The 12,825-nt window shown below is 41.6% G+C and carries 15 protein-coding genes and 1 tRNA gene; 9 read left to right on the top strand and 7 right to left on the bottom strand.

Going from position 1 to position 12,825, the window contains the following annotated elements; translation table 11 throughout:
* The first annotated feature begins 94 nt into the window (after window positions 1–94).
* The 3 genes from NT141_01955 to NT141_01965 are packed head-to-tail and all read left to right on the top strand — an operon-like array spanning window position 95 to window position 1,634.
* Entirely contained in the window at window positions 95–667 is a 573-nt protein-coding gene (locus NT141_01955) for a vitamin K epoxide reductase family protein (GenBank protein MCX6783810.1), read from the top strand.
* Window positions 664–1,353, top strand: coding sequence for a VIT1/CCC1 transporter family protein (locus tag NT141_01960; GenBank protein ID MCX6783811.1), 690 nt, complete (start codon window positions 664–666; stop codon window positions 1,351–1,353). Before NT141_01955 ends, NT141_01960 begins: the two co-directional genes overlap by 4 nt.
* A 23-nt stretch (window positions 1,354–1,376) precedes the next feature.
* On the top strand, window positions 1,377–1,634 hold the full coding sequence (locus tag NT141_01965) for an ATP cone domain-containing protein (GenBank protein ID MCX6783812.1): 258 nt from the start codon (window positions 1,377–1,379) through the stop codon (window positions 1,632–1,634).
* Between the two features lie 77 nt (window positions 1,635–1,711).
* Here NT141_01965 and recF read toward each other — a convergent pair whose 3' ends face one another.
* A complete protein-coding gene (gene recF / locus NT141_01970; GenBank protein ID MCX6783813.1) occupies window positions 1,712–2,767 on the bottom strand; it encodes a DNA replication and repair protein RecF in 1,056 nt (351 codons plus the stop codon).
* A 175-nt stretch (window positions 2,768–2,942) separates the two neighbouring features.
* Between recF and mutM the strand changes: the two genes are divergently transcribed.
* A complete protein-coding gene (gene mutM, locus NT141_01975) occupies window positions 2,943–3,776 on the top strand; it encodes a bifunctional DNA-formamidopyrimidine glycosylase/DNA-(apurinic or apyrimidinic site) lyase (GenBank protein ID MCX6783814.1) in 834 nt (277 codons plus the stop codon).
* Here the strand turns inward: mutM and NT141_01980 are convergent.
* The 6 genes from NT141_01980 to NT141_02005 form a co-directional block, all read right to left on the bottom strand.
* Window positions 3,721–4,857 (bottom strand): glycosyltransferase, encoded by a 1,137-nt coding sequence (locus NT141_01980; GenBank protein ID MCX6783815.1) that lies wholly within the window; start codon window positions 4,855–4,857, stop codon window positions 3,721–3,723. The two genes, mutM and NT141_01980, sit on opposite strands and share 56 nt — an antisense overlap.
* Window positions 4,858–4,864: 7 nt before the next feature.
* A tRNA-Ser gene (locus NT141_01985) sits at window positions 4,865–4,956 on the bottom strand.
* 330 nt (window positions 4,957–5,286) lie between these two features.
* Window positions 5,287–5,751 (bottom strand): SsrA-binding protein SmpB, encoded by a 465-nt coding sequence (gene smpB, locus NT141_01990; GenBank protein ID MCX6783816.1) that lies wholly within the window; start codon window positions 5,749–5,751, stop codon window positions 5,287–5,289.
* On the bottom strand, window positions 5,748–7,373 hold the full coding sequence (locus tag NT141_01995; GenBank protein MCX6783817.1) for a hypothetical protein: 1,626 nt from the start codon (window positions 7,371–7,373) through the stop codon (window positions 5,748–5,750). The genes smpB and NT141_01995 overlap by 4 nt, the downstream gene beginning before the upstream one ends.
* A 3-nt stretch (window positions 7,374–7,376) precedes the next feature.
* A complete protein-coding gene (locus NT141_02000) occupies window positions 7,377–7,583 on the bottom strand; it encodes a hypothetical protein (GenBank protein ID MCX6783818.1) in 207 nt (68 codons plus the stop codon).
* 4 nt (window positions 7,584–7,587) lie between these two features.
* The gene (locus NT141_02005; GenBank protein MCX6783819.1) at window positions 7,588–8,163 is read right to left on the bottom strand and encodes a PH domain-containing protein; all 576 of its coding nucleotides are present in this window, start codon (window positions 8,161–8,163) and stop codon (window positions 7,588–7,590) included.
* Window positions 8,164–8,300: 137 nt separating this feature from the next.
* On the opposite strand from NT141_02005, the gene NT141_02010 reads away from it, so the two are divergent.
* Genes NT141_02010 through NT141_02030 form a run of 5 tightly spaced genes read left to right on the top strand, consistent with a single transcriptional unit; the run spans window position 8,301 to window position 12,771 of the window.
* On the top strand, window positions 8,301–8,984 hold the full coding sequence (locus tag NT141_02010; protein MCX6783820.1) for a class I SAM-dependent methyltransferase: 684 nt from the start codon (window positions 8,301–8,303) through the stop codon (window positions 8,982–8,984).
* Window positions 8,981–9,724, top strand: a complete 744-nt coding sequence (locus NT141_02015) for a class I SAM-dependent methyltransferase (GenBank protein MCX6783821.1) — start codon at window positions 8,981–8,983, stop codon at window positions 9,722–9,724. Before NT141_02010 ends, NT141_02015 begins: the two co-directional genes overlap by 4 nt.
* Window positions 9,721–10,641: a hypothetical protein gene (locus NT141_02020; GenBank protein MCX6783822.1), complete on the top strand. Its 921-nt coding sequence runs from the start codon at window positions 9,721–9,723 to the stop codon at window positions 10,639–10,641. The genes NT141_02015 and NT141_02020 overlap by 4 nt, the downstream gene beginning before the upstream one ends.
* A 35-nt stretch (window positions 10,642–10,676) precedes the next feature.
* The gene (locus NT141_02025; GenBank protein MCX6783823.1) at window positions 10,677–11,231 is read left to right on the top strand and encodes a hypothetical protein; all 555 of its coding nucleotides are present in this window, start codon (window positions 10,677–10,679) and stop codon (window positions 11,229–11,231) included.
* Window positions 11,212–12,771 carry a hypothetical protein gene (locus NT141_02030; GenBank protein ID MCX6783824.1) on the top strand — a complete coding sequence of 520 codons (1,560 nt, stop codon included), beginning with the start codon at window positions 11,212–11,214 and terminating at the stop codon, window positions 12,769–12,771. The genes NT141_02025 and NT141_02030 overlap by 20 nt, the downstream gene beginning before the upstream one ends.
* The last annotated feature ends 54 nt before the right edge of the window (window positions 12,772–12,825 follow it).

A 12,825-nucleotide genomic window follows, 5' to 3' on the forward strand; every position in this document is an offset into this window, starting at 1 on the left:
AATTCTGAGAACTGATAACTAATCTATAGTTACTAGATTCCGGCTCCGGGGCCGGAATGACAAGTGGTGCTAAGTCTTGCTATATTAAAGGCGCATGACAACTATCTCTAAAGTTCTGACTGCCTGTGGATTTATCGGTCTATTAGTCTCTACAATCATCACCATTGACCGCATTAAAATACTCAGCAATCCCAACTTTGTCCCCATTTGTGACCTTAACCCGTTTATTAGCTGCGGCTCGGTTAATACGACAGCCCAAGCCTCAATCTTCGGCTTCCCTAATTCATTTCTCGGCATCATCGGATTTGCGGCAGTCTTTGGTCTGGGATTGTACCTCCTGACCGGCCGCAATCTTAAACCAAGTCTTTGGAAACTTCTAAATTTAGGTCTCCTGGTCGCCGTCTTATTTACTCACTGGCTCGCCTACCAAAGTCTGTACGTGATCCAAGCCCTCTGCACTTACTGTATGGTCGTTTGGGCCATGACCATTGCTACCTTCATTACCATCACCCGCTACAATCTGCTGGTCGAAAATCTCAAGGTGTCATTCTTAAAGGACCTGCTTGCAAAACACTCTTTAATTCTGATCTTGAGCTGGTATGCTTTTATTGTTGGGCTGGTTCTACAACATTTCTGGTATTACTGGCGAACCTTAATTGGAGTATGAAAAGACATTTAGAACTCCATAGCCGAGTGAGTGTGATGCGTGACGTAATTCTTGGAGGCCAAGATGGTTTAGTAAACGTTTTGGGCATAGTTCTTGGGGTATCGGCCGCCTCTACCGACAATAAAATCTTAGTAGCTGCTGCTATGTCGGCCGCTTTCGCCGAAGCGGTGTCCATGGCCGCCGTCGCCTACACTTCGACCATGGCCGAAAAGGATCATTTTGACAAAGAGGAGGCTCGTGAGAAATTAGAGGTCGAAACGAAGCCACAAGATGAAATTAAGGAAATTCGTGATATTTACGTCGCCAAAGGCTTTAATGGGCAGCTTTTAGAGGACGTGGTGACGCATATTACCAGTGACAAAACCCGTTGGGTTAATATTATGATGAAAGAGGAACTGGGAATAACCAGAGTTAACACCACAACGGTTCTGTGGACCGCGGCGACGGTAGGAATAGCCGCTTTAATTGCCTCATTTATTCCGGTTTTTCCGTTCTTCCTGACGACCGGAATAAAGGCTGTCGCTATTTCTTTGACCGTCAGCGCGATTTCTTTGTTCGCGATCGGCGCCTATGAAGCCAAAACATATGTTGGTTCTTGGAAACGGAGCGGTGTACAATTAATGATAATTGGAATGGGAGCGGCTACTGTCGGATTTTTAATTGGTAAAATATTTCACGTTAATTAGTTTTTTTAAGGAGGTGATTTTTAATGTTTAAAGTCGAAAAAAAGGATGGTACTTTACAAGAGTACGATCAAAGTAAAGTAATAAACTCTATGGTTACCGCCGGGGCCAGTCATGAGGAAGCAGCCAAAGTATTACCAGAAGTGGAAGCTTGGGCGGAAGCCATGGCCGAAAACGGGGTGATTAAGTCGGTGGATATTCGCTTAGAAGTAATTAAAGAATTACGAACGGTGAATCCAGAAGCCGCTAGCGTTTTTGAGAAGTTTAGCAAGCCACAGGCCTAAAACCACCGATATAAACGTAGGGGCGACATTTATGACGCCCTCAACCGATCTGATTGAGGGCTTGATGAATCAAGCCCCTACGTTGTGTGGATTCTCTGACAATACTTTAACTCTCTAAATTCAGGAACGTGTGTCGCCGTTAGAATTGTTTGTTGCTTCCCAATAGTAGCCAAAACGGCCTCCTGATGAACGTCATCCAGTTCCGAAAAGACATCATCCAGCAGTAACAACGGTCGCTCCCCTACTTTCATCGAAATATAATCAAGTTCAAAGAGTTTAAGGGCTAGGACCCCGGTCCGTTGCTGCCCCCGGGACCCAAAGAGTGACAAATCATAATCTGACTCTAATAATTTCCAGTCATCGCGATGCGGCCCTATTAAAGTTATGTGAGAGGCCAGTTCCGCGGCTTCGTGCGACAATAATCGCTCTTTATTCAACCTGTTGGGAAGATAATTTATCTGTAAATCTGTGAGCAGACCTCCTAAGAGATCGTTGACGACCTGTGGCAAATCGTGATTTAACTCGGCAATAAACGCTTGGCGTTTCTCCTGGATGACCGTGCCAAATGACAATAATTCTTGATTCCAATATTCCAATTCTTGTAGTAGCTGAGTGGACGACCGCGTGTCATCGGCCAGCAAATGATTACGACGAGTGACTATTTTGCCGTAGTTACTGAGTGATTTGCTGTAAGCACCGTCGACTTGGCTTAAAGCGTCATCCAAATAACGCCGTCGAACTGCCGGCCCGTCAACCAGCAGATCAATATCCTCAGGTCGAAAGATGACAGACCGCAAATTCCCCACAAAGCCGGAAATATGCTTTGGAACGTTGTTAACTTTATAAAGTTTTTGCGAACTGTACTGGTTATCACCACGCTCTTGAACGACCACAGACAACTCGTTGTCAGAAGTAACGCCAAAAACATCAGCGTAAGTTTTACCGTGCCTGATTACTTCGCGGTCAAAGCGACCCCGAAAAGTGCGACCCGCTGAAAGCATCCCTAAGGCCTCTAAGATATTAGTTTTACCGCTGCCGTTAGGACCGACGATGAGCGTCGTTTTGGGGTCAAAGCTAAACTTGGCTTTCGAGTAAGATCTAAAATTTCGGAGCTCTAACGATTTTAGTTCCATATGCAGTATTCAGTATAGAGTATTCAGAAATCGAAACCGTTGTTTTCTTGTCATTCCGGCCCCAGAGCCGGAATCCAGTAAATCCGATTGTTTTTTGTTATTTGTTGTTTGTTTTTTTGAAGTTACTGGATTCCGGGTCAAGCCCGGAATGACGAATTTAGTTTATAATACTGTTATGCCCGAATTACCAGAAGTCGAGACCGTCCGCGCTGATTTAAATAAAGAGCTAGCCGGTCAAACAGTCAAAGGAATCAAAGTCGACAAGCCTAACCTAATTAAAGGCTCACATCTAGACTTTATTAAAGAGTTAACCGGAGCTAAGTTCACCGGTGTTCGCCGCCAAGCCAAACTACTTATATTCGACCTCACTAAAGACGGTCGTGATTTCCATGTCGTCGCCCATCTTAAAATGACCGGCCGCTTTCTACTACGAGAGCAGTCGGATCAACCTGATAATTACCAGCACATCACTATCGACATCGGAGGCGGCAAGGAACTCCGTTTTTGCGACCTCCGCCAATTTGGTTATCTAGCAATTACCTCTAAAGAGGACCTAGCTAAAATTTTAGCTGGTTACGGCCCGGAACCACTTAAAGACTTGACCGTAGAGAAGTTTGAAGAGGCGTTAAAACGTAAATTAGCCATTAAAAAGCTGCTTCTCGATCAAGCCGTTTTCTCCGGTATTGGTAATATTTATGCCAATGAAGCCCTATTTGAAGCCAAGATTCAGCCAGAGCGACTGGCTAACACACTTTCGATTAAAGAAGCAAGTGACCTTTTTCAGGCGATCTCTAAAGTCATCACTTCCGGTCTTACTAATCGAGGTACCACCACCAAAGATGATTCTTTTAAAGATATTTACAACCGAGCTGGATCGAATGCGAAGTATCTTAGGGTCTACGAGCGGACCGGTCAACCCTGTTTAAACAATTGTGGCGATAAGATTAAGAAGATTATGGTTGGTGGTCGCGGGACGTATTTTTGCCCCAGTTGTCAGCCACAACTTTAAAAACCTCATTCTTAAAATCCTTACCTGAAAACACTGCCGCCCGTTTCCGACATTCCTCAGACAAATAGTTTGTCGACTTAAAATTAGACAAGACACTTTCTAAAGACGCAACAGTTGCCTCAGGAAATAATTCCCCTGTGATTCCGGGGGTAATTACCTCACTGGCCCCGCCGCCTGTAAGCGCCACTACGGGCTTACCGTACGACAAAGCCTCTACAGGCACGATCCCAAAATCCTCATCGCTGACAGGGTTTAGCAAGGCCTGGCACCCCTTGTAGAGACCTGCTAGCTCACTATCAGACACCCGTCCTAAGAACTTGGTGGTTGGCACGGCCAAATGTTTCAGTCTGGCTAGTTCCGGCCCGCTACCCACAATCTGTAAGCTTAAGCCTAGTTTCTGGCAGGCTAAAATCGCCAAATCGAAGTTCTTATAACGCACCAATCGCCCCACGCACAGAAAATAAGGCTCAATACTGCTATTGTCTACAGAAGTAACTATCGTTTCAGAGAGCAATTTAGACGGAGGGTATGTCACAATAGAATCTCTCCTATAAAACTTATAAATCCGATCCGCCGTATTCTTTGATGGCGCCAGCAGAATGTTTGGTCGCTGAGCGGCCGAGTAATCCCAAACCCTTAAATAATTGTCGACGATACTGAGGATTGGCTTCCAGAACCAGTTCGACCGTTTGTTCGTCTCCGTTTCGTAGCCATACAGAAAACGCGGTGGAGTGTGAATGTAGCTAACGTGTAACTGCTTTGAAGTAGTGATAACCCCTTTGGCAAAGTTGGCAGTATCGGAAATGACCACATCATAGGCCGACAGATCCAAGCCTTCAAAATATAACGGCCAAAAGAGGGTAAAGTACTTAAAAATATGACGAATTAAAGGGATTCTAGAAGCCGACGAGACCCGAATATCCCAGGATGACGAGGGGAACGAGGCTTCAAGGCGTTTATCAAAGATAGTGGTGTACACCGGCGCCTGCGGGTACAGTTCGTGCAGCGCTCGCAGCACCTGCTCTGCCCCACCGTCTTGAATTAAAAAATCGTGAATTAGAGCTACTTTAGGGTTTGTCATAAATATCTGGCGGAGAGGGAGGGATTTGAACCCTCGAAGCCGAAAAATCGACTTACAGGCTTAGCAAGCCCGCGCACTAGACCACTATGCGACCTCTCCAGGTATGTTTTGTCATTCCGGGCTTGACCCGGAATCTAGTAACTGGATTCCGGCTCCGGGGCCGGAATGACAAGTTATTAAACGCAGCCTCTCACTTTTCCCCTATTTATGTTTTAAATAGTACTATCGTTTATACGCGTCAACTTTATTCAAACCGCCTTCAATGTAAATTAAGCGCCAAGGACCAAAAGGCCAAGTCGCTTTGGCAGAGCCCGTGTTATGCTCCTTGACTTGACTTTCAATGTCTAGAGTGACACCAACATATGTTCGCTGATGCGTCAAACTTTGAATAATATACACTAAATATAACCTAAATGCTCAAAATTATAGTCACTCTGCAGGTCGTTGGTTACCAGTATCAATTTCCTTGAGTTCTCGATCCGTCTCCCGCTCGATATCTCTTGATTTAACCAGCTCTTTCTTACCGTATTGGTTGCGACCGTGACCTAAGCCCACCGTGAGCTTAATGCGATCGCCTAAGGTATAAAATTGCAACGGAATAAGCGCATAGCCCTTACGTCCTCCTAGGCCAACCATGCGTTTAACCTCTGATTTAGTAAGCAACAATTGGCGGGATCGTTCCGGATCAAACATTATTGCCGAGTTTTTATAGTTTTGGATATGGGCCCCCACGAGGTACGGCTGAGCATTAAAGAATTTAACGTAAGCACCATTAAGCCTGGCATTTTTGCCGCGAACGGACTTCACTTCCGACCCTAGCAGTGCAATTCCCGCTTCCCAGGTTTCTAAAATTTCGTAATCATGCCGAGCCATCCGATTTTCGGCCAGGATCATTGGAAACTCCCACTCAAAGCCTGAGTATCACCGGCGACCGTAAAAGTCTTAGCGGTTTCGGAGACTACTAAATCCCGCACCGTAAAAGGCACTTTTGGCAGAGCCACTTGAAATTTGTAAAGACCGGTTTTGTTAACCGCTACCAAACGGCTGTTTCCGGCATCATAGACGTAGAGGTTATCGCTGTCACCATCGGTATAAAGCGCCAGCGGATTATTAAAAGGCGCATCAATTCCGGAAATTGTGAAAAGAGTGCTGTCATTTTTGTAGAACTTCTTGATGCTTGTTGCATCCAGAACCCAAACATTACCGTCGACCGCAATCCCCAAACCTTTTCCAACATCTGACGAATTCTTAAGCCACGGAGTAACAGTGAAACTTTTGCCTAACGGTGTTGCTTTGTATATTTGCGAATCAGTAGGCGAAACTAAATATAAAAAGCCAACGTAGTCGCTGTAAGCCGTAACGCTCCCTTTTTTGTTGAAGGTGAGATCCTTAAACTTGGCGCGGACGACACCCAAAGTAGCCGGCATAGAAGCCTCTCGCCACGATGGCAGAGCCGAAATATTGTAAGCTTGGATTTTTAAGGAAGTAAGTGAGTCACTTAAAGTTTTAAAGTTAGCCTTGCGTTTGTCTTCCGGCGACAAATTATTTAAAGTGGTAAACGCCACCGTTAATTCTGCTTTGGCGGCCGGCAAATCGATGCTAAGATTACTGGTAATCTCCGAAATTTTGGCGTTTAAATCGTCGGTGCTACTACCCAGTACTTTTGTAGCGGGCGAGGTCGCGACGGTCTGCTTATCGCGTAAAGATAAAGCCAGTGACCCTACCAACACCACCCCTAAAACCAAGACGGCAATCCCTAGTAATTTAGTTTTCTTAAGTCCGGGATTCTCATTAACATTACTTTTAGATTTAAAACTAAAGCGATGAATTAAATTACTTAACGACTTTTTACCGGAATTAGAACCGGTCTTAGTCAAGGTTTCGGTATTCTTAATTATTAAAGCTAGTTCTGCGGCTTTATTAGGACTTATAGCCAGCTCGCTTTCTAAAGTTCCCAGAGTAGTTAACAACTTTTCAAAAGAAAGGCGATTCCCCAAATGCTTGGAAGTGAGCATTACAATATCGTCGGTATCCAGTGGGTGCGAGGCAAAACTCACCTCCATGGAACTGTCACAAACTATCTCTTTAACTCCCATGCCCCGAATCAAAAATATTTTGCCGCCTCCCAGAACCGCCGTATATAAGAACTGGCCCCATTTTACTATCGCCACCAAATTTAATTCAAAATTAGGGGCTGTTTCCATTGACGGCAACGGATTAATACTCAAGCCAAGAAGTCGCCCGCGAACGGCGGTTAAAGCTTTTTCCAAGGCCTGTAAAGGGGTTCCCTCAATCTCACTGTAATAACTATCTTTTAAAGTATCCCAAACGAGTCTGCCAAAGAGAGGGGCGGTTTGGGCGGAGATACCGCTAAAATCAAGGACCGAGTATAAACTGCCGCGACTTTCCAAAACCGGTAAATCGACCGGCTCTTCAATGTTGGAAAAGGCTATTTCCCCGGTTTTGGGGTTGGGGGCAACATTACCACCGATTTTTTGGATTTTGGCGGGTATCATAAATTACAGCACAATAACGGCCAAAACGGTTAAGGAGAGAGCGAATACTAAGTGGAAGCGGGCCACTACCCGTAAGGTTGGGTCCAAATTGGTGCCGAGCACCTCGGTCATCAAACCAATCTGACGGAGCACCATAAAAGCAAAGCCACAATATAAGGCGAGCAGAACAATGTAGCCAATTTTAATAATTTGCCAAATATCAAAAATCATAAATTTAAATAATTACCGTGGGATCGCTTAATTTAGGAGTCCCGTGCGTCCCCGCCATTAAATCAGTAATCAAATCATGTACCTGGGCCGGATCGGGAGCCCCCTCAAACTCAAATTCCCGCTGCTCTCCTGCCGTTTGCATCGATACACTGCCGTAATTAAGCAAACTTTGAAACACGCCATGTTGGGCGTAAGTGCAATCTTCTAAATGAGCAATTTCGGTTTCAGAAACATTCTTATTAAGTAATCCCCAAAAATCAACGTCCACAATTCTTTTTTTGGTGATTATTAACACATTAAAATACCAAATAATAAAGGTTTCTAGAGAGTAGGCAAATACAAAGAGCAGCCAAAAGATAACGCCAAAAGTAATAAAGCGGCCCGGAATAAACGGCAGTAATCGCGGCGCAAAGGGGCCAGCTACTAAAGGGACTGCAGCTAAAATTAGAATGGTAATAATACTACCCACTTGGGTAAACCAATGGCGGCGCACTAGCATTAATAAAGCTTCCCCCTCTTCTTGAGATTGAAAACTTACACTAATTGGTTTTTTAATTAACGCGGCAAAAACTTCCTTCATATGCCCAATTATAGCAACTTCCTTTAATTATGGGAGTAAGCTAGAATGCAATCTGCTAAGTTATGCAATGCGGACTCTGTAAATCCTTTAAATTTAATACTATTTTTGAGAATCAGACTAATTCAATTGTTAAATGTGTGGAATGTGGGTTAGGTTTATTAAATAAGCCACCTGCGGCAGTAGCTGAAACATATAAGTGTGATTATTTTAATGATAAAAAAACTGAAGATTACTATAAAGATTCCTTAAAGAAGTTTGCGTATGTTAAACCATATTTAAATTTAGAGTCTCGTATTTTAGATTTCGGTTGCGCAGTTGGTCACTTTGCAGGTGTTTGCAAAAACAAGGGATACTCTGTAGCTGGATTTGATATTTCTGAATATGCTGCAAGTCAAACGGCGACTAGCTATGATATCGAAACTAAGTCGGGGGCGTTAAATAAAGATCTCTTTGCTGAAAATTACTTCGATGTTATTACTTGTTTCGATGTAATCGAACATATTCCCAACTATATAGAAACGTTGAAAATTATAAAAACGTGGTTAAAGCCAGGTGGACACATTTTTATCACTACCCCAGATACGGAAAGTTGGGATGCTAAGATTCTAGGTAAATATTGGTACGGTTTTACCAAAATACCACAACATATTCTTTATTTTAATAGAAATTCACTACAACGAATACTTACAGAAACTGGTTTTACGAATATTAAAATTAATCAATGGGGTTTTGTTAGGAGCCTGGGATTCTGGTTTAAAAAAAGTTTTCCGCCTTATTTTTATATTCCGATGGTAGATATGATAGTAGTTGCTAAAAAATGAACTTTTTACAGGAGTTTCTAAAAATAGCCCCGTATTCTTTAGCTGTGTGGCGGGCGGGAGAGGCTGAGGCCATAAACCAAGCTTATGCTGATTTTAAACCGCAGGGCAAAATTCTAGATATTGGCTGCGGCTTTGGAGAATTCATGAGCGTTTTTAGTAAAGTTATTAACGGTAATAAAATTGATTTGGGTGTAGATATTTGCCAATCAGATATTAATGAGGCTCTTAAAAAAAATGTTTATGAAAAAATTATCTGCTGTGACGCTAGGGACTTACATCAAATAAAAGATAAATATAATACTGTCTTAGCCGTTAGTGTTTTAGAGCATATTAGTAATGTAGAAAAAGTATTTGACCAAGTGCAAACGGTACTTAATCCTGGTGGCTATTGCATCTTTACGGTACCTACGAATAAACTTAATTCTAAATTGTGGACTAAACTGCTCCATAAAACTTTTAAACACGTCAGCCTTTTAAGTAAAGAAGAATGGATTAAAATATCGGAAAATAGCGGTCTTACGATTAGGCAAGTAAAAGGAACAATTTCGCAAAAAGAATTAACTGCCTTTGAATCTGGCTTGATTACGGCTTTAGTAACCCAGCCCAGCAGATGGCTATTTAAAAAACGTTTACTAATATCCCCCGAGGCTAGACTAAAAACCTTCGAAAAAGTAGCTGTAGCGGCAGTTGCTGATGAAAAGATGGAAAGCAACATTTTAGTAGTTGCCCAAAAAATATGATCTGTAAAAGATGGTTTAGAGAATATAAAATAGAATTTTCTTTATTTATAGTGGCTCTAATTTTATCGCTGTTACCAATTTTTGTTAGTGTAGTTAAAACTCCACGAGACTTTATACCAACTCTAAACAACCAGTTTTACGATATGCGTGACGTTTTTGTTTATACAGCAGGTGTAAGGCTAGGGCTAGATGGTAACTTTTTGTATAAATATAAATTTTACCCGGCTAAAGCAGAGAACCAGGTGTTAATCTATCCTGCCTTAACTATTACCGGTTTAATTCTAAAACCTCTAAGCGTATTAATCCCCAAATTTTACCTAGCTATCGGTGGGTACCTATTACTTAAAATTATCGGGTCTGTTTTACTTTTTTTAGCAGCCCTGCACTTTTTCAAATCTTTTAATTTTAGTAAAAGAGAATCTATAATTACCACCGCTTTTTTATTGTTTTCTGGAGGCTCAGTAAGTATTGATTTCCCTGGATTATTTCCTGAGGCGGCCCTAACTATCGCCTCCTTTTCTTTAGATTTATCATTTACACTACTGGCCGTAAGCTTTACAAAAAGGATCGTTGAACATTTCAATAAAATAAATTGCCTGTGGTTAGCGGCAGCAATACTTGGAGTAGTAGTTACCCACCCCTATAGCCTATTACCAGTGTTATGTATAGTTATAGGAACTACTACAATTTTACTAGCCAAGAAAACTATTAAAATCCAAACAAGTGCGGGTATTTTTGCGACGTTTATACCGGCATTAAGTTACTGTGTGTATCTGTACTACAATTATTATCAATTGGATGCATTAGGTTGGGTAAAGATGTTTGATGGGGTGGCCCAATTTATGAAAACTCCACCGGTAATCGTAATAGTTATCTACCTCGGTTTACAGGGGACACTGGTGGCGGGTATATCTTAAAAAATATTAGAATTACCAAATTTTCCCAGTTAATAATGTTTGTATGGTTGGGTTCGGCTTTTATTACAGCTTACCTACCAAGCAATACACAAAAGGCGCAAATAAAAAGCCTAGGTTTAGTATTGGTCGTTATGGCGGGTGCGGCCTTTGCCAATATAATTAGTAGTAAGTTAACTAAAATAAACTGGAAAATATTAAGCCCAATCTTACTAATTTTTCTAGGAGGCTATTTTATTAATACAACTTTCCCAATTTATAGAATACTTAACCAAAAGACCCCAGATAAAATCAGTTACATCTCAAAAAATAGATTAATGGCTTTAGATTGGTTAGACAAACACGAAAATAACAAAAGTAGAACGGTATTATCAACCGAAAAAGAAATGGGCAGCTATGTACCCCTAATAACAAATTTAACTACATTAAATAGTTATGCATTATTTGAAAGTGCGGAAATTATAAAGGACAATTCTAAAGTTATACCCGATTATGTAATCGAAATTAGCGGCGGTAACATTATAAAATCTACGGAATATGGGGCAGTTTACCAAAATCCGGAGGTAACTATTTATGAAAATACCAAAATTTAATAAACCAATCTTTACTGAGGCACTGTGGATTGGTTTAACAGCAGCCATTTTATTTTTCGTATTTCTTAATATAGCTCTTAAATACTTAGATCCCGATTTAGGTTGGCATTTAGTAATTGCCCAAAATTTCTTAGAAACCGGCTTCTTCCCCAGTGTAGATGTGTACTCTTTTGCTATTAAAAACTTTCCTTGGGTAGTGTTTGAATTTCACCTCTCTAACCTAATGTACTTAATTTATAAGCAAATTAGTTATTTAGGGTTAGCGGTAGTTTTTTCGGGAATAACAGCCGCCTTACTCACTTTACATATTTATTTAACTCGCCAAATATTTAAAATACGCCTACTAACTATCCTAATTTTCGGTGGCGTTTTAATAATCGGCACCTTTAGCACTTTTGGGATTCGCACCCCGGTATTTTCGATTTGGGCCAACATAATCCTTTTTTGGTTGCTGTGGGATCTACTAAAAGACAAACCTCGATTACTTACTAGATTATCGTTGATGGGACTATTTTTAATCTGGGCTAATTGCCACCCCAGCTTTTTTGTAGGAGTGGCCACTTTAGTGATTGCGGTAATCTATAAAACTCTGCGCCGCAAAACAGTTAGTTTAGCCGACATTACCACCGTCATCACTACCGGCTTAATAACACTGCTGAACCCTTACGGCATTCGACTATGGTGGGAAGCTCTGGGGCACTTTTTGCCCACTAGTAGCTTAATGCATACATATATTAGAGAGTGGCAATCGGTGTTTAAAATGTTTCCAGTGGATTTACTGGGGCTAATTACTCTCTTTTTCGTACTGCTGGTGTTTATAGAAAATTTTAAGAAACTGTGGAAAAACTACCCCGCTCATTTTATCGTCGCTGTAATCTTTTTAGTGGGTACTTTTATGGCCACTCGTAATATTGGCCTCTTAGCTATTTGGGCCTTACCCTTAGTCTTAGCTACCCTAAACAATAGTGTAAAGGTGGCTCTTCCGCCAAAACATTATCATTTAATTAGGGTGCTCCAAGGCGCCCTAGCCATTTTAATAGTTAGTGAATTTGTCAGCTTATTAGCAATTAATTGGTGCACTAACTTTCTGCAAACTGGGGCCAGTGGCTACCCTTCAAGTAAAGCTTTAGACGAAGTTAAGCAATTAACTAATCAGGGTGAGTGGTTATACAATCCTTATGATTGGGGTGGCTATTTAGACTGGCACTTTAAAGGGACTCCTCAAGTTTTTATTGACGGACGAATGCCCGCCACCTGGTTTAATAAAGATAATTTCCCGTTTAAAGATTATGTGGCCATGTATAGCACTAAGGGTAAAGGGGAAATTTTCGCCAAGTATGATTTTACGGTGGCGATAGTTAAACCAACTATAGCGTCCAGTCTTGACCCTTTTAATCGATTTTTAATTGGGGGAGCGGCGGGCGAAGCTAAACTGAACGCCGAGGCGGAAAGATTATCCGTAAAAACTTGGCTGGAGGGGCAACCGAATTGGAAAAAAGTTTATAAAGATGACACAGCTGTAATATTTGTCAAAAAGTAATCGATATTCGGATACATTCGGAATCAATTCGGATTAATGAACGCTCATTTCATT

The sequence above is a fragment of the candidate division WWE3 bacterium genome (genome assembly GCA_026396615.1).
GTDB lineage: Bacteria > Patescibacteriota > WWE3 > JAPLWK01 > JAPLWK01 > JAPLWK01.